Genomic DNA, 22786 nt, shown 5'->3' with positions numbered 1-22786 from the left:
CGTGTTCAACCGGCGCGTCGGACTTTGGGCGCCGGTGCCGGCGCAGCCGTCCGCCTTTCGCCGACGCCCGCCGCACCACTCAGGAGACTCTTCAGCTCGCGCGCGTTCTTCACCGCATAGGCCGCTTGATCGTTGTCGAAGTACACATAGACGGCCCGCACCTCACCCTTCCATGACTCGATGCGGCGCGCCCATGCTCGGAGCGTCCGTCGAGAGTAATCCCCTTGATACGCGCCACCCGGCCCATGGAGCCTCACATACGCAAGATCCGTCGTCAGGAGCACCGGTGACTGAAAACCGGCCAGCTCGTACGCGCACAGCGCGGCATCGTAACGTTCCAGGAGACGGTAGACAGCCGGGCAGTGCCAACTTCTTTCCCGAATTCGAACGCATAGCGGTGGCGTCGCGGCAGCGCGGCGAGGAACGCAGCGAGTCGGTCGGGATTGCACGGCCAATGAGGCGGCAACTGGAACAGGATCGGCCCCAGTTTCTCGCGAAGTTTCTCCACCAACGGGAAGAACCGGGCCAGCCCCGCCTCCGGGTCCTTGAGCTTCTTCATGTGGGTGAGGAACCGGCTGCCCTTCACCGCGAAGCAAAACCCGCGCGGCGCGGTCGCATACCATTCATCGAGGGCCGAGGGCGTGGGAAGCCGGTAAAACGTCGCATTCAGTTCGACCGTATCGAAATCGAGAAGATAGTGTGGGAGCATTCGGGATGGCGCGAGATCGGCAGGATAGTACGGACCGCGCCAGTGGCGATAGTGCCAACCCGATGTGCCGATCCGAATCTCCATGAGCGCGATGGGCTGCTGAGGGCCGCCGAACGTTTAGCGTTTAGGAGGTCCGAGAGGTCGAGCTTCCCCGCTGACAGGCTCGTGAGCGTGTCGGTCAATCCCCCGGCTGTGTTCCTCGACATGCAGAGTTCGCACGCCAAGCGCCCGTCACGATGCTCTCTTCTTGAGCGAGGCGCGCAACAGCGTGGTGAGGGACCGCGCTTTCTCCCGGGTGTCCGACCGGACCTCGCGCGTCAACCGTTCCTGCAACAACGCCAACACCGCGGCTTCCTCCGGCGGCAATCCGTGCAGCGAGTGCCGTAACGTCCGGGACACTTTTCGACGCAACATATCGGCGAGCCCGCCGTCCATGTACGCGTTGAGGACCGCCGGATGCACATAGCATTTGCGGCAGACGGCCTTCGTATTTCCCAGCCGCGCGGCAACCGTTTCGATCGCGCGAAGGACATTGCGCTTCGCCTGCGCCTGTGAATCGAACCGCTCAAACTCCTCCAGTGCCCGAGCGGCGAGCACCGTGCCTGCCCACGTCCGGAAATCTTTGGCCGTAAACTCCTCGCCCGCCACCTCTTTGATGTACGCATTGACATCCGACGAATCGATGCTGCGTCGAACCCCCTGCTCATCGACGTACTGAAACAGCTCGTACCCGGGCAGGTCCTGGCTCTGTTTGACGATCTTCGCGATCCGCCGGTCGGTGAGGTCCACCGTGTGTTTGATGCCGCTCTTGCCACGAAACTCGAAGGTCAGCGTCCCGCCGGATACCGCGACGTGGCGATCCCGCATCGTCGTCAGCCCAAACGACTCGTTCTCGCGCGCATAGGCTTCGTTCCCCACACGGATCAAGGTCGTTTCCAGCAACCGGACGACCGTCGCCAAAATTTTCTCACGCGGGAGTCCGGGTCGCGCGAGATCCTGCTCGACGCGCCGTCTGATCTTCGGCAAGGCGCGGCCGAATGCGATCAACCGCCCATATTTCGTCTGATCGCGAACCTCGCGCCATCGCGTATGATAGCGATACTGCTTGCGGCCTCTCGCATCGAGCCCCGTGGCCTGCAGATGGCCGTTCGGCTCGGGGCAAATCCAGACGTTCCGCCACGCGGGAGGAATGGCAAGGGACTTGATGCGCCGAAGCGTCTCGGGATCGCGCACGCGGGCCCCGTCGGGTCGAACATAAACAAACCCCTTACCGATCCTCTGCCGGCGGATTCCCGGACGCTGATCGGAGACGTACCGAAGCCCGGCTGTCTTGGCGGAGTCGACGCCGTTGGTAAGAGACAGCGTGTCCTGTGCGGGGCCGCTGACCGCGGGCTTCATCGTTCCGTTACTCGTGACTCGCGACACGGGGAGAAACCTCTTGACCATGGAAAGCGGTTCACGAGTCACGGTAATGATTCACGTCCGGCTTTCACATGCTGAGTTCCGCGCGCACTTGCAGGGCCTGGAGAATTTGGCTGCGCGACAACATGCCTTCCATTCGTCCGTTCGACACCACCGGCAACTGATTCAGGTCTTCGCGCCCCATCGCCTGAAGCGCGTCGATCACCGGTGTGTCGGGCGTGACCGTGCGAAGATGGGCGAACGGCCGCATGACGGCACTCACGGGAACCATCGACCACCGCTCCCGTTCGATCCGGCGAAGGTCAGTCGCCGTGATCAGCCCCACAACCTGTCCAGCCTCCTCGACGACGAAACAGCGCTGGGCAGTCTTCAACAGATAGTCGTCCGCGAACCGCTGCAACGTCAGCCGGCCGTCCACCCGCAAGCAATCGCTCGCCATGATGTCCCGCACGCGGAGCCCGCGGAGTCCTGCCACCACTTCCAATTGCGCATAGGCCGCGCCCGCCGCGTCGAGCAGGAACCACCCGATCACCGCGATCCATAAACTGCCGATCCCCGCGCCACTCAAAAATTGCCAGAGCCCCAGGAGCATGAAGAACAACGCGACGCCTTGCCCGATCCGCGCCGCGAGACGCGTCGCTTGATCCGCGTTCCCGGTCCCCCACCAAACCGCCGCCCGCAACACCCGTCCGCCGTCGAGTGGAAATCCGGGAATCAGATTGAACAGGGCCAGCATGACGTTGATGTAGCCGAGCCACACCAACACGGCCATCGGGGGACTGCTCGGCGTCAGCTTCGCACTCCACCCGAGCACAAATGCCAGCCCGATGCAGCCGGCCGCGATCACGAGGCTCATCAACGGTCCGGCGATGCCCATCCAGAATTCCGTTTTGGCATCCCCGGCGTCCTTCTCGATCGACGCGACCCCGCCGAGTGCAAACAGGGTGATCGAACGAACCGGGAGCCCTCTCGACCGCGCCACCAGCGCATGGGCCAGTTCATGGACCACGATCGATGCAAAGAACAGCACCGCCGTCACGATCGCCGCCATCCAGACGACCGATGGCGGCCAATCCGGATTGACGTCGGCAAAATGTCCCGCCAGCGAGAGCGCGATCAGCGTCGCGATCACCAGCCAACTGTAGTGAAGGCCGATGTCGATCCCGAAGAGCCGGCCTAATCGAAGATGAGCTTGCATGGGGAAGTGCTGAGTGCTGAGTTGCGAGTGCTGCGTGTCTTCAAGACGAAACAGAAAAGTAAATCAACTGCTGGATGTTCAAAATGGTCTTCCAACAAGGCCGCAGGCGAAGCCCGCACCGGAGGCGTACCTATTTCAGCCGCCCGCCCCACGCGCGCCAAGACGCGTTCCTGCCCGTAGGGTACGTTGAGGATTTTTCCGAAGCGAGCAGGCGGCCATTTTCAGCCTCATGTTTTTGATATCAATACAGGCGGCTCAAACAGGTTCTCCAGCAAGGCCGCTGGGAGCCTGACGACTGAGGCGTACCCTCTGGGGTACGTCGCAGGGAGGCAGGCGACTGAGAACGCCGCTGGAGACCTGTTTCAGCAGCCTGCTACGTTACAACCAATGCTTGCGGCGCTGCATGATCAATCCGCGTTCGCAACCACGCCATCTGGCGGTCCGTCTCCTTACCCAAGCTGACACAGCCGTCGAGCAGGTCCTTGTCGCGAAGCGCCTTGGCGGCCTGCCCCAGCGCTTCATAACTTAAATGGACTTCCGAGGCCGCCAACCACAGGTCATGGAGGTCTCGCAGCAGACCCACCCCACCCGTGCGCGGGCCTTCGAAGAGAGCCTTTCGAAGCCGGTCCGGCTCTGCGCTCGACTCTTCCCGATATCGATCGATGAAGGGCCGCAGCTTCTCGATGTGTTCCCGCGACCACTTCGCGAACAACGTGCACATGGCATAGACGTCCGGCTCGGCGATGTGGTGCTCGGCGACATTCATGAATGCCTCGGCAAGATGGCCTTCGCTGCGATGGAGCAGACCGAGATAGATCGCAAGCGGGCGCTCGTCTTCCGCGGCGAACACGGCCTTCTTCACTTTCGCCGGGACTTCCATCGCTTCCGTCACCGTCGTCTTCAATTGTTCACCGACGCTCGCCGCGACTTCCGCCACGCGCTCTCGCATGGACTGCCCCTCGACCTTCCGGACCTTGGCCGCCGCGTGCTTGAAATAGGGCTGTTTGCTCACCGGGTCCCATTCCGTCATGGTGAGCTCGTTCGCCGCCCGCGCTCTGTCCGGATGATCCCAGTACCCGTAATGAAACGGGACGAAGACATGGCCGCTCAGGATGTCGCCGACCCGTGCGGGGGCGCTGATGCGGCCGCGGCGTGTTTCGACTTCGACCAGGTCGCCTTCGCGAATCCCGAGGCGTGCCGCGTCGTCCTCCGACAGTTGCACGAACGCATCCGGCGCCGCCTCGCTGAGCTCGCGTGATCGGCCGGTCTTCGTGCGCGTATGAAAGTGGTAAACAATCCGCCCGGTCGTCACCCAGAACGGATAGGCTTCATCGGGCTCTTCGTGCGGCGGCAGATAATCCGCGCCGTGGAATATGGCTTTGCCCTTCGGATCGCGGGCGCGATATTCCTCGGGCGTGTTGACCGCGCCCGTCGTCAGGTCATGCCCGAACGTCTCACAGTAATCCGCATCGGTGTTGAAGACGCCGTCGGTGTAGATCCGTTCCGTCCCCTCGGGATGCTGCTCGTTACAGGGCCACTGGATCGGCCCGCGACTCAACTTCTCATAGGTGATCCCGCTGTAATCGCACGGGCGGCCGCGCGAGCAGACCTTCCACGCCTCGAAGGCGTCCTCGGGCGTCGTCCATTTGATCAGCGGTGCCCCGTCCTTGTCCCGAAAGTCCATGCGGCGGGCGAAATCAACAAAAATACCGAAATCCGAGCGCGCCTCCCCCGGCGGCTCGATGGCTTTGTGGGAAATGTGAACGGTGCGGTCGACGTTGGTGAAGCACCCGGTCTTCTCACCCCAGAGCGCCGTCGGCAGCACGACATCGGCGAATTCCGTCGTCTCCGTCTCGAACGCGTCGTTGACGATGACGAACAAGCCGGCCTTCTTCAAAATGTGGCGGATGCGGCCGAGTTCGGGGAGCGAGACGGCGGGGTTCGTCCCGTTGATCCACAACATCTTGATCGAGCCTTCTTCCGCATACCGGAAGATTTGCATCGCGTGCGTCGGCGGCGCCCAGGTCGGCAGATGCAGCGGATCGATGTTCCAGATGCGCGCCAGGTCGTTGAGATGATCCTGGTTCTCCCAATTGCGAAACCCTGGCAAATCACCGTCCGCCCCGCACTCCCGCGTGTTCTGGGAGGTCGGTTGCCCGTTCATTTGGAAGATCCCGCACCCCGGTTTGCCGATCAGGCCGCGGAGCAGATGAATGTTGTTGACCTGGACCGAGGCGGCCGTTGCCTGCATCGATTGATAGACGCCTTGCAAGACGGTCGACATGAGGGTCGGGCTCTGCCCGATGATCTCGGCCGCCGCCTCAAGATCCCGCGCCGGCACATGGGTCACCCGTTCGACTCTCTCCGGAGGCCACAACGCCACGATCCGCGCCAGTTCCTCGAACCCGACGGTGTGGGCCTCGACGTAGTCGCGGTCGATCCAGCCGTGCGTGATCAAGAGGTGTTCAATGCCGTTGAGCAGCGCGACGTTCGTCCCGACCCTCGGCGCGAGATGGAGGTAGGCAGCCTTGGCGGTCTCCGTCCGCCGCGGATCGATGACGACGAGCGTGGGGGGATTGGGACCGGCCAATCGATCGAGGATCCGCGTCCACAGGACCGTTTGCTGCGAGGCGATATTGTGCCCGATGTGGACGATCGCGTCGGTGACATCCAGGTCGCGATACGAGCCCGACTGACCGTCCGTGCCGAACGACTCCTTCAGCGCGGCCGCCGCGGTCGCCGTGCACAGTCGCGTGTTGCCGTCCATGTGCGGGGTGCCGATGCCCGCCTTCCCGATCACCGCCAGCGTGTAATATTCCTCGAGAAACAGTTGGCCGCTCGTGTAAAACCCGATGGCGCTGCCCGTGTGCGTCGCCATGATGTCCTTGGTGCGACGGACGATCAGCTCCATCGCTTGGTTCCACGTGGCCGCACGCAAGGCTCCACCTTGACGAATCAACGGCCGCGTCAGGCGATCGGCGCTGTGATTGGCAACCCACCCGTGCAGGCCTTTCGGCCCCAGCCGCCCGTGATTCGTCCGATCGTCCTCGCGTCCTCGCACCCCGACGATGCGCCCGTCTTTGATCCCGATGTCGAGCCCGCAGCCGTTCGAGCACAAGACGCAGGCCGACTGCACCCAGCGCTCGGGCTCCTCTGCGACGTGGATATCGACGCGGGTCGGCCATTGGCCATCGACGGTCGGCGTCCGCTCACCCCAGATATCCCGGATGCTGTCCCGTGAGTGTACGTTGATCACATGCGCCATGATGCGCCTACTTTCATGGAAGCGTTGAGGGCGTTGGGTCCCTTGAGTCGGTTTTGTCCGTTAGGTCCGTAGAACGGAATTAACGAACTTAACGCCATTAACGGACCTCACGGCCCAATGCGATTCGTTCAATCCGTTCCCGTCCTCCGCCGGTCGGATCCTGTCATCCACGGCAACGTGACAGGCGCCGTCCGCGCGCCGCGGCCGGTCAACCAGGCGTCCACGCTCAGCGGTCCGGGGCCAAAACCCGCCACGTACAAGAGCCCGCCGATCATCGCGAGGTTCTTCATGAAGTGGATCATCTGATTCTGATCGGCGAAGTTCGTGTGGAAGATCCACGTCGTCGGGATCATGAACAGCACCAACGCGGCGGCACCGACCCGGGTCCACAAGCCGGCGAGCACGGATAAGCCGCCGCCCAGCTCGAGGATGATCGCTCCAACCAAGAACAGCCACGTCGCCCACGTAATGCCCATGGCCTGCATGTACTGTTGCGTCCCGGCGGGATTCGCGATCTTGTTCAGCGCCGACATGATGAAAATCGCGGCCAGCAACACGCGGCCGATCAGCGTGGTCAAAGGATAGGTACCCATAGGTCACCTCACTCATCTCTCCCATGCACCTCTGCCGGCGGACTCGTCGCTTCCACCGCCGTAAAGGGTTCCAGAATCGTGTAGCTGTGGGAAGTCCCTTTGGGGACCAACCAGGAATCCCCGGCCTCGAGCAAGATCGTTTGCCCTTCCAATTGCAATTCCGCTCGGCCTTTGATCACGTACCCGACCGTCTCGTACTCACGCTGACTCGGCTCCTTCGCCGGGCCGGCCGGCTCGCTCTCCCACAGCCGCATCGAGAGGCTTTTTCCCGAGACCAAATACTTCTGTCCCATCTGACCCTTTGGCGAAAAGGCGGAACTGACCTTCTTCACGGTACGATCGATCATGGGAAACCTCGTCCTACAGGGTGAAGGTTCAGGCTGACGAGGAGGCGTACGACAAGGCGCCTTCGGTCAGCTTGCCTTCTTCTCCTGATCCTCGGTCATCCTGTTCGTAATGTACGTCGTCTCCTGCGAGCTCAATGTCCCTCGGGGCCTGTGTCTCGCATCTTCATATTCACCGTCCTCCGTGTGAATCAGATACTGCGACCACGACAGCAGCGTGCCTTGGCACAATTTGTCGTCAGACGGCGCCGAATGCATTTCGAGACGAAGCCGGCGGATCAGCTCCTCCATGATCCAACTCGGGATCTGAAGGCGCTGCGACGGGTAGATGAACCCGAAGAGGATGAGGTGGCTGAACAGGACTCGCCAATGCCCGTTGAAGCGATAGAGCAGCCGCGACCAATCCAGCGATTTGGACTGCGCGCGGAACAGGTGCGCGATGTCGGCTCCGTCGTAGCGCTCCCGTTCCATGATGAAGGCCTTGGACCAGATCATTTCCTCGGGTGGCGTCAAGACGACCGGGACGCCGACCACCTCGGCGGGATATCCATGGTTGAACCAGCCGTCATCGACCGTGCAAATGCCGTTACCCGAGCCGAAGATCAGATCGACGAAATGCTCGTCCTTGTAAGCTTTGGCCAGCCAGTGGGGGAACCGCAGTTCGGTCCGATAGCCGGCTTGCGTCAGGACAAGGAGCAGCCGTTCGACGTCGTTGGGACGGACGAAGACATCGAGGTCTTTCGTGTGTCGCGAGACGCCCGTGTAGACCTCCAGGGCGAACGCGCCGCCGACGAGGAACGGGATCTGTGTGTCCTTCAAGACGCGGAGCGACTCACGATAGAACTCCTGCGCCGCTCCGCTCGCATGACTCTCGACCGAGACCGCCTGCTGGCTCATCGCAGCACGGACTCCTTGGCAATCGGCACATCGAGGAAGCGGATCGGCGGTCGCTCCGGGGCGCGCCGCAGCAACAGCGGCATCGCGACGTTGTACACCGGAATGCCGTCCCGCGTCCGCCCTTCCAGTTCCCCGTGGTGAGCGTGACCGTGGAACACGGCCGTCACGCCGTATCGGTTGATCGGCTCTTCCAGCCGGCTGGAACCGAGAAAGGGGAGGATCTCGGCCGGCTCGCCGACGACGGTATCGAGGATCGGGGAATAGTGAAGCAGCACGATCCGTTGGACCGCCTGCAGCTTCGCCAGGGCCGATTCCAATCGCAGCGCCTCGTCCACCGTTTCTTGCACGAACCGCTTGAGCGTCGGCTCTCCCCACGGGTGCAGGGCACGATCGCCGAAGCCTCCCGCAAACCCTTTCACCCCGGCAATGCCGATCCCGGCGACCTCGACCGCGGTCCCGTTCAACACCGTGATGCCGGCCTCCTTCAAAATTCGCTCCACTTCATCCTGCGCGCCGCACTCGTAGTCATGATTGCCGAGGACGGCGACGATGGGAACCCGGGCCGGCGTCGGCAGCGCGTCCACGAAAATTTTCGCCTCATCGGGCTTGCCGTAGTCCGTTAAGTCCCCGCCGAGCAGGATCACATCGGCTTCCGCTGCAGCCGCCGCGAGGCACGCCCGAATGGATTCTCGCGAGGCCCGCGGGCAATGGAGATCGGCGACCGCGGCGATGCGTCGATGCTCGGAACCGTCGGCCATTCCTCCTCCTTCCTTCACGAGTCGCCGGCGACGGACTGCGCAGGGACACGCCGGCCGGTCTCCGGCATGGCCCGAAAAATCGGTAACCGATGCGTCCGCAAACTCTCTTCGAACAGATCGCGATTGATCGCCTGGGCGGCCGTCGCGCCTTGCCCCGCCGCGATAATCATCTGGCAATTGGCCGGCGTGACGCAGCCGGCCGCGTATAAGCCCGGCACCGTGGTCCGCATGTCCTGATCCACTTTCACTTCGCCCGCCTCGTCCAAATCCGCTTGCAAGGCTTCGGCCAGATCGGTGTGGTACACATCGCCTCGCGTGGTAAAGGCACAGTCGATCGCCAGGGATCGACCATCCTCCAACGTCATCGCGCAGAGCTGTCCGCAGTCATGCACAATGTCCCGAACGGCCGACGGTTGAACCGGAATCCGGTACTCCAGAAGCCACTGCTCGTGCGCCGAGTCCCACCGGGGCGGCTTCCCGTTCGTGGCGATGACGACGCTCGGTGAGTAGGCCAGCATCGCGAGCGCGTAATCCGCCGCCTCGTTATTGCGCCCAATGATCGCGATCCGCTTGCCGGCGACGCGAAATGCATCACAGTCCTTGCAGAAGAAAAGACTCTTGCCCAAGCATTCCCGCACGCCGGGAATCTCCGGCGGCAGGTGGGTCAGACCCGTCGCCAACAGGACCCGCTTGGCTCGATAGCTAGTCCGGCCGGTCCTGACGTGAAAGCCGGCATGATCGCGGGCAATGTCCGTGACGGTCTCCGTCAGAACGCGCGCGCCGAACCGCACCGCTTGCTCGCGTCCTCGCTCCAGCAGCGTTCGCCCGGCCACGCCGTCGGAGAAGCCCAGGTAGTTCTGGACGTCCAACTCCCAGACGGCCATGGAGTGCCCGGATTCGATGACGAGCGTGTCGCGGTGACTGCGTCCGAGATAGATGGCGGCGGAGAGGCCGGCAAGGCCGGCGCCGACGATGATGACGTCGTACAGATGGCGAGAGTCAGGCAGAGGCGGCGGAGGCGGCGACGTCATGACCTGTTTCCATCAGCTGCTTGAAGCGTTCGAGATCGGCCATCAGGGTGCGGGCCGGGTCCTGTCCGAGGAGCGCCGCGAGCGTCGCCGCCACCAGACCGCCGCGAGGATTGATTTCGAGCATGAGCCGTACCTCCGTACGGTCGTCGCCGACAGCGACGAATTGCACGCGGCCGGCATAGTCCGGGCGCTCAGTTCCCGCGGTGTGCCACTCGATCACCCGACGCGCATCGTGCGCCGTGACTTCGCTCTCCCAGGTGACCAGCATGCCGCGCGGTGTTTTGACCGCCCAGTGCGATCGCCCGCCGCTTCCCATGCTGACCGATTCGAGGTGATGCATGAATTTCGGCAGATGTTCCAAGTCACGCCAAAAGCCGTAGAGTTCGTCAGCCGGACGATGAACAAGCAAGTGCGCAGCAATTCGACGGGGGCGGTCACCCCGCTCACGACGAGCAGGCCCTTCCGGCTCCGCCGTTGTCACACCGAGCAGGCCGTACAACGGGCAGTACCCGGTCACACCGCGGTAGATGAGAGCCGTGCCCAGAAGCGCCAATCCCACGCCGGACATCCGTCGTTGCATCACGCCATACAGCGTGAGCCCGGCGCCCGCCACGACGGAGGCAAGCTGTTCCCCCTCACCGACGTTCGGCTCACGGGATACGGAGCCGGAGCGACCGAGGTCCTGCTTCTGTTGAAGATTCATGCAGCTCCTCCTTCACCAAACCGTGCACCGAATCATGACGCGTGCCTTCCGCGCGCGGCTCAAGCCTCCGAGAAGCACGATGCCCGGCGACGCAACGCCCCGGGCATCGACGCGACCTGCTTCCTCTGTGGCAGAGGGACCGCGGTCCCTCTGCCGCCTCAAGACCGGGTCAGTCGTTGACCTTCCCGGTCTTCGCTTGCTGGATTTGCAAATTGTTGTTGACTCGCTTCACGCCGTTGACCTGGCGCGCGAGTTCCGCCGCCCGGGCCTTCTGATCCGCACTCTGGACGACGCCGGTCAAGTTGACGATCCCGCGCTCGGTGTCGACGTCCACGCGCGTGAAGTTCGACACGCGATCACTCGTCAACTTGCCTTGGACTGCCGCCGTGATGGCGCTGTCGCTCATCGTCTCGCCTGCCGTCTTCCCGGTCGTGGACTGGCACGCGACACTCGCCAACAGGCCGAACGACGCGATCAACGCCGCGACATTCTTCACCATGTTTGCCTCCCGGTGATCATTACCCGCGATTCATGGCCTCGCGGCCCATATCCTTAGCCGTTTCCTTTCCTCGCTCGATGCCCTCATTCACACGCCGGCCGGCCTCACGAAGCGTTTCACGGCCGGATTCCACGTACTCTTTGCCGCGATCGACGTACTCCTTCCCCCGCTCCACCGCGGTATCCATATATTCTCTGCCGCGTTCGACGGCCGTGTCCCACGCCTCGCGGCCACGCTCCATGACCTCATCCTTGGCACGATTCGCGTAGCTACGCAGCATGCCGCGAAGCTCCGCACCAGTCTGCGGTGCGAGCAGGAGGGCCACTCCGGCACCGATAAGCGCGCCCGCCAGAAACGCCGACCACCCCGATGTTTGATCCTCGTACTCGTTGTACATCGTGCAACCTCCTTATATAGGGACTCTCACAGAATAGAGGAACTCTCACGGATCGCGATGAAACCGTCACGCCCTGTTATCGTAGGATGCCGACGAGCCAGAGGATCACGATCAGGCTGACCGGCACTCCCAGTAACCACAGCACGAATGCTTTGCCCATGTAACACCTCGTTTCTTGCGAAGCCGCGACGAACCAGAAGCGAGTTCCCGTCGCGAGCACTCTTGAGAGACTGCAAGCGGCAGGCCGGAGGCGAGCAACACCGAGCAGGACTCGATCACCGGCATGCGGCACGGCAGCGCGAAAGGAACAGACTCATTTTCGGGGAGTTTGGAAGCACCAGGCAACGGACACGCGCGGCGAGTCAGCCGCGCGGGCAATCGGCGCGTCGGGAGAAGACGGGCAATACGGGAAAGACTTGTCCGAATCAGGACAAGACGTTCCGAGGGCAATGACACCCGAGCGCGGCGACGGTTGCTACTGGTAGCCAGTACTGAGCGGCAAGCGGACGGTGAAGGTGGCGCCCTGACCCACTTCGCTCTCGACGAGGATGGCGCCTTGGTGTTCCGTGATGATGCCATGACTGATGGAGAGTCCCAAGCCGGTCCCCTTCCCCACGTCCTTCGTCGTGAAGAAGGCTTCGAAGATGTGCGCTTGGACATCCGCTGGAATGCCGGGGCCTGAATCGGTGATCGTGACATCCACATGTGTCCGCCGGCAACGTGAGGTCATCGTGATGCGCTTATCGATCGAGCCCTCAAGGGCGTCACGGGCATTGCCTAGCAAATTGAGGAACACCTGCTCGAGTTGAATCGGATTTCCGCTGACCATCGGGTCGTTCGGATCGAGATCGAGACGGAGCGAGACGTTTTGCACTTGCAATTGCACATCCATGAGGGAGACGGCGGCGCGGAGAATGTCGTTGACGGAGACAGGTTCATGGAAGGCCTTCGGCCGCCGCGCGAAAGTCCGCAGATGAGTGATGATCGACGCCGCCTTGTTCACCTGCTGGCGCGCCAGGTCGAGATGCTGCAGCATACGATCGCGCTCCGTCGAGCCGTGACGCAAATCGTCCATCACGTTGCCGACGAAGAGGCCGATGTTGTTGAGCGGGTTGTTCAGCTCGTGCGCCACGCCGCTCGCCAACTCGCCGATGCTCGCGAGCTTCGCGGCCTGGATCAGTTGATCGTGCTTGACCCGCAGCTCCTGCTCCCGCCGCCGCGCTTCATCCAGCAAATGCCGAATCTCCTCTTGGGCTTCCCGCAAGTCGGTCACGTCCGTATTCGTGCCGAACCACCGGGTGACCCGTCCCTCGGCGTCCCGAATAGGCATGGCGCGAGAGAGAAACCAGCGAAACCGCCCGTCGGTTCCCCGCAACGGAAACGTATCTTCCCAGGGCTCGCCGGTCGCATGGGCCCGCTTCCACCCCGCAACGACTCGATCCACGTGCTCGGGATGATGAATCTGTTGCCACCCCCAGCCCTGCATCCCCTCGAACGTCGTGCCCGTGTAGTCGTACCAGCGCTGGTTGTACCAGAAGATCCAGCCGGTTCCGTCCGCCATCCAGGCGAGTTGGCTCATGTTGTCGGCGAGCGCCTTGAACCGCGCCTCGCTCTCTTGCAGCGCCACCTCGGCGTACCGACGAGACGTCACATCGAGGATGACCGCGACGAGACCACGAACGGTCCCGTCCGGAGCGATGTCGGGCACGTACGAGCACTGCACGAACCGCGGGCCCGCCGCTTTATACGGCACTTCGACTTCAAACTCCACGCGACGTCCGGCCAGCGCTTCATCGATGTAGTGGCGGAAGCTCTCGTAGGCCGCCTCGCCGACGATGTTAGAGATGCGCTTCCCGATGCAGTCCTCCGGGCGCAGACCGAATCGCTCCGCATAGGGCTTGTTGACGAACTTGTAACGACCGTCGGTGTCACAGTGGGCGATGTAGAGGGGGGCGTTGTCGGTGATAAGCCGCAATTCCGCTTCACGGGCGCGCAGTCGTTCCTCGGCGAGCTTTTGCGGCGTGATGTCCACGCCCTCGGCCAGCAGGTATTCGACGTGGCCTTGCTCATCGCGCAGCGCGGTGACCGAATTGATCGCGTATCGCCATTCACCGGCGAGCCGGTAGGGCGCTTCGCCGCGCGCCGGACCGGGGCGCTCCAATGCCTCCTGGATTTGCCGACGCCACTCCGCCACGGTTTCGGGTAAGTCTTGCCACCACGGTGCATCGAGGAACATCTGCCCGATGAGCGCTTCCGGCCGAATGTCCGTACTGCGATTGTTCCGATAGACCGATTCGCTGAGTTTCAGCACCCGACCCTCAGGTGAGAGCAGCGCACTAAACGTGAACTGCTGATTAAAGATGAGACTCAACAGCCGCTCGTTGGCACGCGCCTTTTCTTCCGCCCGCTTACGCGCGGTAATGTCGACAACCGAGCACAGCACCATGGAGGCGTTCGCCATCTTGATCGGCGTCAGTCCGATCTCGACCGGAAATTCTGTTCCGTCCTTTCTCGTGGCCTTCAGGTCGCGACCCGCCCCCATGGGCCTGGCACTCGGAGCCTTCGCAAATAATGCTCGGTGGCCGGGATGGGCGCCGCGAGAGCGTTCCGACACGAGTATGTCGACGGGTTGATGGACGAGTTCATTGCGATCGTATCCGAACATCGATTCGATGGCTGCATTCGCCAGCGCGATGTGCCCGTGCTCATCGACCAACAAGATCCCGTTCGGATTTGCCTCCACAGTCTGCCGGAAACGCTCCTCGCTCTCGCGCAGCGCCGTCTCGCTCCTGTTGTACTCTGAAATATCGACGACAATGACAAAGAAGCCGCAGACCCGTCCGCCGGCCTCGGTGTCCGGAACATAGCTTACGTCCACATAGCGTTCGCCGACATGCTTGTATGGAAGCCATCCCGCGAATCGTTGCGGCACGCCCTTCAACACCTCTTCTACGTGGGGCCGCAGAGTTTCATAGGCGGCCTCGCCAAGTATGTCACGCATCATGCAGCCGGTAATCGCCGCTCGTGATTGGCCGAACCATTCTTCATAGGCGCGGTTGACGAAGCGATAGCGCTGCTCGCCGTCAATGTATGAAATAAGAACTGGCAACGCGTCGGTAATGAGGCGCATCTGTGCCTCATTCCACCGCAACGCCTCCTCGGCGTGCTTGCGGGCGGTAATGTCCAGCGTAATGCCGCTGACACGCACCGCCCGGCCGTCCGCATCGCGTTCGACCTGTCCTTGGCGATGCATCCATCGAATCGTCCCCTCGGGCAGGAGGACACGGAACTGCATGTTGTGATCGCGCTCGTGCTCGATCGCATCTTGATACTCGGCGGCGATCCTTGGTCGGTCATCAGGATGAATGCGAGCGAGCCAGACATCGACCGATGGCTCCGTCTCACGGTCGATGGAGAACAGCGCCCGGTATGGGTCCGACCACGTGATCCGCCCGGTCAAGAGATCGATTTCCCATGTGCCGGCGTGAGCAGCCCGTTGGGCACGGGCCATCATGTCCTCGCTCTTTCGCAAGGCCTTGGCGCTTTCGGCTTGCGCGGCGATGACGGCCTTGAGTTCCTGATTGCGCACTTCCAGTTCTTCGGTGCGGGCTTGGACCGTCCGCTCGAGGTGCTCGTTCTGCCGCTCGACGGTTCGGCTGAGCTGCCGCAACTGAATGGCCCGCTTGAGCCAGGCGATGAAGAAGTCGCGATCAATCGGCTTGGGAATGAACGCATACGCGCCGGCGTTGAGGGCGTTGACAGCCAACTCATGGTCGCCGTGGCCGGTGATGAGTAAGGTAGGCGTCGTGGGACGAATTTTCAGTACCGCGGCCATCAATTCGAAGCCGTCCATCCTCGGCATCTTGATGTCGCTGACGATCGCGTCGAAATCGATGGCCTCGATCATGGACAGGGCCGACTGAGCCGACGACGCTGTGTGGACATCGCTTCCCGGGATACGCAGGGCAATCGTCGTGGTGAGGGCGGCTAAAAGGGTCGGGTCATCATCGACGAGGAGAAGATGCGGCGGCATCGAGTGAAAGGTGGGACCCGTGGCGTCGGCGTCGGACATTGTGTAGCTACTGCACGTGTCAGGATGAATGTGTCAGTACGAGGAAGGCAACGGAGCACGAAGGCTACCGGATGGCGGCGTGAAAATCTGTCAGCTGAATACCGACATCAGGGCTGGTTTTTTCAAGGAAGCGTTAGAACCGAACAGAATTCCCCGTAAATTTTTGCTATCTACTGGAGCAAATGCCTTCTGCCTTTGAGGAGTCCACTGATCCGATTTTCATCGTGGACCTTCCCAGCTTAGCAGTGATTGATGCCAATAGGGCCGCCTATCGGACCTTGGGGTATACAACAGAGGAGGTCCGTGGGAAACGCCTCGGTGACCTGCTCGATGGGCCGGCGCTTCAGGCCATCATCAGTCGCTGCGCGCCCGCTCAAGACCGCAAGCATGGCACCCCCTTTTCCGCCGGTACCGCCGGTCTCATGAAGAAGGATCGCTCCCTGGTGATGCTGCGGATCGCCTGCCATGTGGCGCAGCACGGCGATCAGCAGGTGCTGTACGTTCAAGGGCGCCCTCAGAAAGCCGACTTGGAGAAGGCGGAGGGATAGACGGCTTTCCGTTCCGAAGACCCCTGCCTCGATCTTTTCTCTCGCCTCAACTCATCCTCATCCTGTCTTCACGGCGCTGCACTCGGGATGGCCGCAGGTGCAGGGACCGTCGGGCGTCCATTTATGGGATCGCCCGCATTGCTCACTGCAATAGGAACTGGCGCCCGACGTCAGGCAGTTGCAACCGGGATGACCGCATTTCTTGGGATAATTGATCGTCGGTGACGGATTCGGATTCGTCATGTTCCCCTCGTTCGTGTCTTCATCTTACCCCAGCCTTCAAAGTCCGGCAGAGGCCAAATGCGTACAGTGGCCGCCGTACCGTCAATACTCGTTCGCCGGTACGAAGAACCCGCGAGCGGCCGACATCCTCACTCGCTGAATTCGCGCTATGTCAGTCGCAATTGCCAATGCCGGAGGCTGTATGAAGATGCGTCGGCTGCTCGCCGCCTTGGTTTCCGTCGTCGTCATTTCGGCTCAGCACGTTTCGGCCGAGCCGGTAGGAACCGGCATGGTGACGGGCCAGTTTTTGAATCCAACTCCTTATGCCGGCGACGTGTAGCGGTGCAGGGACCAGCAGCATGTTTTGGGGTGACCCCGAGCCGAATCTCCCCCCGAACAATCTGTCGTTTACCGGGCGTGGCTTCTCGGCCGCGCTGGGCCAACCTTTTGTGTTGGGCTTGCTACAGTTCCAAAACAGTTCCACCACAAACAATATCGATCGCGTGGACCTTCGTCTACAGAGCACGGCGCTCAACGGTGATCCGACGTTCACGCAGACTGCGCAGCTCAACCTTACGATCGTGCAGACGATCAACGTCGGCGACCCGGTTGCCGACGCCGATTACGTCTACTTCACCAACTTTCCGCAATTCGGGAGTTTTCGGGTCTTCGAGGGTCAAACCAGTACCATCGAACTGATCGGCGCGTTTCACTCGCTCGACGTACTCGGATTCGGACAGTCCTTTAATCTCGGCTTCTCCGGATTCGGGCAAGTCGGCAATCCTTCCGTCGCGTTCACCAATCCATCTATCGTCCCGTCGTTGAATCCGTCAACGGTTCCAGAGCCGGCAAGTGTGATCTTGTTCGCGAGCGGACTGATCGGAATCGGCATTGCGCGACTCCACCGGTCACATTGACGACCGGTGAGCCCGTCCTTGTCCTTAGGCCTTCATCCGTCGGCAGAGCTCCGATAGACGTTCCCCGCAGCCCATACTATCTTCCCGCGACCCCGTTTCCCTTACTCAGGAACAGTGAAGGAGTCATCATGCTGAACTCTCGCGTCGCGACGGTCGTCGTCCTCTTCATCGTGCTGAGCGTGCCAGCGGGCGCATTGGCTCTCTCCTGGTCGGATGCGCTTCCCGACACACCAGCCACCGACATCATGTACGATTTTCGACCGACGATTGCCGGCATGCCGAACCAGATCACCCCGGCGGAAGCCAACGTGGCCGTCGCCGCACTCAACTTCTGGAGCGGTATTACCAATGTGCATTTCGTTCAGAACCTCTGGGCGCCGACGTCCTCGATCCTCAACATCGGGGCGAGTCCCATCGACGGCCCGTGGAACGTGGTGGGGCAAGGCGGGTACACCTACACCAATGCCGGCAGTGCTTGGCACATCAGCTCAGGGTTCGTGCTGTTGGACTCGAGTGAACGCTGGGACTTGTCTATGGGGACGAATATGCCCGGGACGCTGAATCTGTTTACGGTGGCCGCACACGAGGTGGGCCACGGGCTGGGCCTCGGACATACCGGCGATCCCAACGATATCATGTATCCCTACTACACGGGCGCAAAAACGACTCCGTCGGCGAACGATGTGGCGGCAGTGCAATCGGTCTATGGCAGCACGACGATCGCCGGCGAAACAGGAGGCGTCGGCTCGCTCACTGCCGTGCCGGAGCCTGCGACCGCCGTGTTGTTCGCCAGCGGGCTCGTCGCCGTGGGATGGTGGAGAAGCACATTCAGAGCCAAGTGAGGATACCGCCGAGCACGGTGATCCCGAGGCAAACCTCCAAGAGACAAGCGTCGCGGCACTCGGCGCAGTGAGTATATCGACCGGCAAGCAGGCACGGGAGCGCAGACAACCTGTGCGCGGTTACCGTTGCGGGCCGCCGATCAGTAGACGGCGCGTCATCGCCTCAATCCATCCAGGAACCGGCCCAATTCCCGCCTGAACCCGTCGGGGTCTTCCGCCATCATGAAATGGCCTGTGTTGAAGATGGCGAGCCGCGCGCCCTCGATCTGGTCCTGAATTCCCTTGGCGATCTCAACCGTCGCCACATCGTCCTTCTCCCCGACCATGATCAACGTGGGGACATGGATCGCCGACAGCCGTCCATGAACATGAAAGCGCGCCATGGAGCCGAGCGCTTCACGCAGTACCGTGGCGTTCCACGTGGGGATCTTGTCGAGGAGCGGCTGATAGACAGCCCGCGCGGTGCCCGGGGGGAAGCTCTCCTGAATGATGGTCGTCGACACCGCGCGATACTCACGCGGCGCGCCGATGGTGTCCACATCCTTGTCCAAAATCATCGGACCATCCACCGTCGAGACCAGCACGAGCGCCCGCACGCGGTCGGGGTGGTTCAAGGCGAGGCGTTGCAGAATCATCCCGCCCATCGAGACCCCGACCCAGACGGGTTTATCGATGCCAAGCCGATCAGCGAGCGCGATCAGATCGTTGGCAAATTGATCGATGGTGAACCCGGTGGGCGGCTTGTCCGAATCGCCGTAGCCTCGCAAGTCGACCGCAATGCCTCGAAACGCCGGCGAATAGGCGCTGAGGTACGGCCGGAAGATGTTGCTGGTCGTCACGACCCCGTGGACGAAGATGATCGGATCGCCGGTCCCGCCTTCAAGAATGCTCAACTGAACGCCGTTGACGTCGATCGTGCGTCGAGTGGCCTCATACATGCCGGCCGTCGAAGGCGTCGCCGTCCGCGTGAGAACAGCCGGGGCGCCAGTCGTCTCGGTCACGTTCCGGTCGGCACATCCGAGACTGGTACAGAAGACGGCGATCATGATCGTCAGTGACAACCGCTCCATAATTCCTCAATTCCTCCCTGCGTTCTCGTCATTGCATTGACGTTCGTGCGAAGGATCATAGCGCGTTCATGGCACGGTTGCTAGGAAGCCATGGCGATTGGGTGAACGTGCGCCACGCGCCGGCGTCGCGTTGACGCCGGACGTTGTGGTAGCATGCGCGCATGTTGTGCCGGCGTGTGCTGCTCGTACGGGTCCCTCTATCGCTCCTCATCCTGGCGGGCCTCTTCGGGCTTGCGTCCGCCCAGCCCTTGGGTGATTCATCCGCAACCACCGAATCGTCCTGTAGCTTCGGAATGGAAAAAGGCGAACCACGGCAGAGTTGCCGGGTACCCGTCCCGCCCGGCTGCATCGTCGCGAACTTTCCGGGCACGAAGAAGCCATGGACGACGATCTCGAAAGGGGGCGCGACGACGTGCCGCTTCAATGAGAAAGAAACCGATTGGAAGACCCGGATCACGGGCACCTGCACGAAGTGCAACACGGTTCACTGCTCGGCCCATTTCGCCGTCCGCTTCGATTGTTCCGGGACCCTGCCACCGCCCACTGCTCCCGCTCCGCCGGCCAAGCCATGACGCTGACCGAGACGATCAAGCAGGAAGCCCGCACGCTGGGCTTCGATGCCGTCGGCATTGCCCGCCTTTCATCGACCGATCAGAGCGTGCAGACAGGGTTCGCGCGATTAGCCGAATGGCTGCGCCGCGGGTATTACGGGAGCATGGCCTGGCTCGCCCGGGATCCCGAGCGGCGTGCCGATCCTCGCCGTCTCCTGCCAGGCTGCCGGTCCATCATCGTCGTCGCCATGAACTACTACACCGGCCAGCACGCCGATGAACGGCCGAGCAACGGGCGCATCGCACGCTACGCCTGGGGACAGGACTATCACACTGTGCTCGGCACGCGACTACAGGCGCTCGGCATGCGCATTCAGGCATTGGCACCCGGTGCGGCGATGCGGTGGTACGTCGATACAGGGCCGGTGATGGAAAAACGCTGGGCGCAGCGAGCCGGCCTGGGGTGGATCGGAAAACACTCCAATCTCGTCTCACCGCAATTTGGGTCCTGGCTGCTGCTCGGGGAAATTCTCACGACGCTCGACTTGGAGCCTGATGAGGCGGGAACCGATCTCTGCGGGTCATGCACGCTCTGCATCCGTGCGTGTCCCACCGGGGCGATCGTCGAGCCCTATGTCGTTGACGCCCGCCGCTGCATTTCCTATCTCACCATTGAATTGCCCCGCACCGGTGCCACTGCGCCCGAGGAGCTGCGCTCGCGAATGGGGAACCACATTTTTGGCTGCGACGACTGCCTCGACGTCTGCCCCTACAATGCCAATGCGACACCGACACCCGAGCCGGCCTTTCATGGAACCGCCCGGACGCTTGCGCCCGATCTCTGCTCCTTGTCGTCGCTGACGGAGCCGGCCTTCACGGCCGTCTTTGCCGACAGTCCCGTCCGCCGCGCCAAATACACGGGGTTACTCGCCAACGTCGCCATCGCCTCCGCAAACGCCCGCGAGCAGGCGCCCGCCTTCATCGACGCTTCGAGACCGTAGTGCATCGTCGCTTGCAGAGGTTTCGACCGGGTACTATAGTTCACTCTACCGGGAATTCAGGACGTCCTGGTGCGTGATGTGTCCCCTCATTCAAAATAGGGAGGAACGGGAGGCCGCAGGCGGTGGCTCCCACCCCGCCTCCCTGAACTAAGGGGAGGAGCAGGAGCTTGAATTCAGCACTCAGCGCTCATCACTCGCCACTTGAGATTGGCTCGTTATGCGCCTCGCCACCCTGTTGATCATCGAAGATGAGGAGCGGATGCGGCGGCTGCTCGAACTCGTGCTCCAGGCCGAAGGCTATCGGCTGCATGTGGTCGACTCCGGCGAGGCGGGCATTCAGGCCATCCAGGAAGGGCTGCCGTTCGATCTCATTATTACCGATTTGCAAGTCGGCGACCGGTCCGGCCTGGACGTCTTGGAAGCGGCCAAGCGGCAAATGCCGGATGTGCCCGTGATCATCATCACCGGGTATGGGACGGTGAAATCGGCGGTCGAGGCGATGCGGAAGGGCGCGTACGACTATATTTCGAAGCCGGTGGACCATGATGAGCTCAAGATCGTCATTGCGCGCGCCCTCGAGGCACGACGCCTCTCGCAAGATAACCAAGCGCTGCGCGCCGGCCTCCACGAGCGCTTCGGCTTTGATCGAATCGTCGGACGCTCTCGGGTGCTGGAGGAACTGAAACGCCTCGCCAAGGACGTCGCGAACGCGGACGTGACCGTCCTCATTACCGGCGAAAGCGGGACCGGCAAGGAACTGCTCGCGCGGGCCATCCACTATGCCAGCCCGCGGGCCGCCGGCCCGCTGATCGCGGTCAATTGCGGCGGAATTCCCGAATCCCTCTTGGAATCGGAGCTCTTCGGGTACGAGAAAGGCGCGTTCACCGATGCCAAGAAATCGAAACCCGGCCGATTCCAATTGGCTGACGGGGGCACGTTGTTTCTCGACGAGATCGGCGAGATGAGCCCGTCGGCGCAGGCGAAGCTCCTCCGGGTGCTCGAGGACCACACCGTCGAACCGCTCGGCGCGACGCGCGGCACCCAGGTGGATATCCGTGTGATCGGCGCGACCAATCAGGATTTGAGCGAGCTGATCAAGAAGGGCAAGTTCCGCGAAGACCTGTATTACCGCATCAACGTGTGCCCGCTGCACCTGCCGCCGCTTCGCGAGCGGCGTGAGGACCTCCCCGACCTGCTCGAGGCATTCCTGACCAAAGCGTGCCGCGAACGCGGGCTACGGATTCGAGGCGTCTCGCCTGAAGCGCTGGAGATTCTCGCGCGCCACGAGTGGCCCGGAAACGTGCGCGAGCTTTACAACGTGGTCGAATGGATCACGATCAGTTGTCGCGAGGGTGAGATCAAGCCCGAACACTTGCCCTCCTATTTGCGAGCGGGCACGAGTCCCGCATCGACGTCGCCCAAATCGACCGCGGATCCCATCTCGCTCTTATCGCTCGGATTGTCGGTCGAAGAGGTCGAAAAGGCCATGCTGAAGGAAGCGCTCGACAAGGCGTCGGGGAATATTTCCGAAGCGAGCCGGCTGCTCAAGATCACCCGTAACACGCTGCGCTACCGCATGTCGAAGTATGGGTTGACGGTCCCCCCCGAGGAATCGTAGCACCAAGCAGGACGTTGAAAAAGGCCGCCAGGCTTCCACTGGACGCTTACCATCTCGCGCCCGTGCGCAAACGCGAGGCGAGTTATTCCTCGCCTCGCGCACCTCGCATCGCTCGGAGGCTCAACGTAC

Annotated in this window: 21 protein-coding genes and 1 pseudogene; 7 read left to right on the top strand and 15 right to left on the bottom strand. The window is 62.2% G+C overall.

Going from position 1 to position 22786, the window contains the following annotated elements; genetic code table 11:
- Positions 1–5: 5 nt before the first annotated feature.
- From AC1U7K_RS14690 to AC1U7K_RS14630, 13 genes and pseudogenes are all read right to left on the bottom strand, one after another.
- Positions 6–709 (bottom strand): annotated as a pseudogene (locus AC1U7K_RS14690) (DUF72 domain-containing protein).
- A 231-nt stretch (positions 710–940) separates the two neighbouring features.
- Positions 941–2107 carry a DNA topoisomerase IB gene (locus AC1U7K_RS14685; protein WP_480252239.1) on the bottom strand — a complete coding sequence of 389 codons (1167 nt, stop codon included), beginning with the start codon at positions 2105–2107 and terminating at the stop codon, positions 941–943.
- Between the two features lie 91 nt (positions 2108–2198).
- The gene (locus AC1U7K_RS14680) at positions 2199–3329 is read right to left on the bottom strand and encodes a site-2 protease family protein (protein WP_480252238.1); all 1131 of its coding nucleotides are present in this window, start codon (positions 3327–3329) and stop codon (positions 2199–2201) included.
- Between the two features lie 373 nt (positions 3330–3702).
- Positions 3703–6594: a molybdopterin oxidoreductase family protein gene (locus AC1U7K_RS14675; protein ID WP_480252237.1), complete on the bottom strand. Its 2892-nt coding sequence runs from the start codon at positions 6592–6594 to the stop codon at positions 3703–3705.
- 128 nt (positions 6595–6722) lie between these two features.
- Positions 6723–7187, bottom strand: coding sequence for a DoxX family protein (locus AC1U7K_RS14670; RefSeq protein ID WP_480252235.1), 465 nt, complete (start codon positions 7185–7187; stop codon positions 6723–6725).
- An 8-nt stretch (positions 7188–7195) separates the two neighbouring features.
- Complete coding sequence (locus AC1U7K_RS14665) at positions 7196–7534, bottom strand: cupin domain-containing protein (RefSeq protein ID WP_480252233.1); 339 nt, start codon at positions 7532–7534, stop codon at positions 7196–7198.
- 66 nt (positions 7535–7600) lie between these two features.
- The gene (locus AC1U7K_RS14660) at positions 7601–8428 is read right to left on the bottom strand and encodes a nucleotidyltransferase (protein WP_480252232.1); all 828 of its coding nucleotides are present in this window, start codon (positions 8426–8428) and stop codon (positions 7601–7603) included.
- Entirely contained in the window at positions 8425–9186 is a 762-nt protein-coding gene (locus AC1U7K_RS14655) for a metallophosphoesterase family protein (RefSeq protein WP_480252231.1), read from the bottom strand. The genes AC1U7K_RS14660 and AC1U7K_RS14655 overlap by 4 nt, the downstream gene beginning before the upstream one ends.
- Before the next feature lie 14 nt (positions 9187–9200).
- Complete coding sequence (locus AC1U7K_RS14650) at positions 9201–10217, bottom strand: NAD(P)/FAD-dependent oxidoreductase (RefSeq protein ID WP_480252230.1); 1017 nt, start codon at positions 10215–10217, stop codon at positions 9201–9203.
- Positions 10186–10920: a YgaP-like transmembrane domain gene (locus tag AC1U7K_RS14645; RefSeq protein WP_480252229.1), complete on the bottom strand. Its 735-nt coding sequence runs from the start codon at positions 10918–10920 to the stop codon at positions 10186–10188. Before AC1U7K_RS14645 ends, AC1U7K_RS14650 begins: the two co-directional genes overlap by 32 nt.
- A gap of 169 nt (positions 10921–11089) precedes the next feature.
- A complete protein-coding gene (locus tag AC1U7K_RS14640; protein WP_480252227.1) occupies positions 11090–11419 on the bottom strand; it encodes a BON domain-containing protein in 330 nt (109 codons plus the stop codon).
- Positions 11420–11438: 19 nt separating this feature from the next.
- On the bottom strand, positions 11439–11816 hold the full coding sequence (locus tag AC1U7K_RS14635; RefSeq protein ID WP_480252226.1) for a YtxH domain-containing protein: 378 nt from the start codon (positions 11814–11816) through the stop codon (positions 11439–11441).
- A gap of 475 nt (positions 11817–12291) precedes the next feature.
- Positions 12292–15888 (bottom strand): PAS domain S-box protein, encoded by a 3597-nt coding sequence (locus tag AC1U7K_RS14630; protein ID WP_480252225.1) that lies wholly within the window; start codon positions 15886–15888, stop codon positions 12292–12294.
- A 182-nt stretch (positions 15889–16070) separates the two neighbouring features.
- Between AC1U7K_RS14630 and AC1U7K_RS14625 the strand changes: the two genes are divergently transcribed.
- On the top strand, positions 16071–16436 hold the full coding sequence (locus AC1U7K_RS14625) for a PAS domain-containing protein (RefSeq protein ID WP_480252223.1): 366 nt from the start codon (positions 16071–16073) through the stop codon (positions 16434–16436).
- A 57-nt stretch (positions 16437–16493) separates the two neighbouring features.
- Here AC1U7K_RS14625 and AC1U7K_RS14620 read toward each other — a convergent pair whose 3' ends face one another.
- Positions 16494–16679: a hypothetical protein gene (locus AC1U7K_RS14620; protein ID WP_480252222.1), complete on the bottom strand. Its 186-nt coding sequence runs from the start codon at positions 16677–16679 to the stop codon at positions 16494–16496.
- A gap of 181 nt (positions 16680–16860) precedes the next feature.
- Between AC1U7K_RS14620 and AC1U7K_RS14615 the strand changes: the two genes are divergently transcribed.
- The 3 genes from AC1U7K_RS14615 to AC1U7K_RS14605 all read left to right on the top strand — a co-directional run bounded on the left by AC1U7K_RS14615 (position 16861) and on the right by AC1U7K_RS14605 (position 18417).
- Positions 16861–16998, top strand: coding sequence for a hypothetical protein (locus tag AC1U7K_RS14615; protein WP_480252221.1), 138 nt, complete (start codon positions 16861–16863; stop codon positions 16996–16998).
- Between the two features lie 19 nt (positions 16999–17017).
- A complete protein-coding gene (locus AC1U7K_RS14610; RefSeq protein ID WP_480252219.1) occupies positions 17018–17575 on the top strand; it encodes a choice-of-anchor K domain-containing protein in 558 nt (185 codons plus the stop codon).
- Positions 17576–17703: 128 nt separating this feature from the next.
- On the top strand, positions 17704–18417 hold the full coding sequence (locus AC1U7K_RS14605; protein WP_480252218.1) for a matrixin family metalloprotease: 714 nt from the start codon (positions 17704–17706) through the stop codon (positions 18415–18417).
- Between the two features lie 155 nt (positions 18418–18572).
- Here the strand turns inward: AC1U7K_RS14605 and AC1U7K_RS14600 are convergent, their stop codons facing one another.
- Positions 18573–19487, bottom strand: coding sequence for an alpha/beta fold hydrolase (locus AC1U7K_RS14600; RefSeq protein ID WP_480252216.1), 915 nt, complete (start codon positions 19485–19487; stop codon positions 18573–18575).
- Between the two features lie 161 nt (positions 19488–19648).
- On the opposite strand from AC1U7K_RS14600, the gene AC1U7K_RS14595 reads away from it, so the two are divergent.
- The 3 genes from AC1U7K_RS14595 (at position 19649) to AC1U7K_RS14585 (ending at position 22657) form a co-directional block, all read left to right on the top strand.
- Positions 19649–20059: a hypothetical protein gene (locus AC1U7K_RS14595; RefSeq protein ID WP_480252214.1), complete on the top strand. Its 411-nt coding sequence runs from the start codon at positions 19649–19651 to the stop codon at positions 20057–20059.
- Positions 20056–21039, top strand: coding sequence for a tRNA epoxyqueuosine(34) reductase QueG (gene queG, locus AC1U7K_RS14590; RefSeq protein ID WP_480252212.1), 984 nt, complete (start codon positions 20056–20058; stop codon positions 21037–21039). Before AC1U7K_RS14595 ends, queG begins: the two co-directional genes overlap by 4 nt.
- A gap of 217 nt (positions 21040–21256) precedes the next feature.
- Positions 21257–22657 (top strand): sigma-54-dependent transcriptional regulator, encoded by a 1401-nt coding sequence (locus AC1U7K_RS14585; protein WP_480252210.1) that lies wholly within the window; start codon positions 21257–21259, stop codon positions 22655–22657.
- Positions 22658–22786: the final 129 nt, after the last annotated feature.

It is taken from the genome of Nitrospira sp. Vd2 (assembly GCF_979581665.1).
This window is presented reverse-complemented; position numbering and strand designations above follow the sequence as displayed.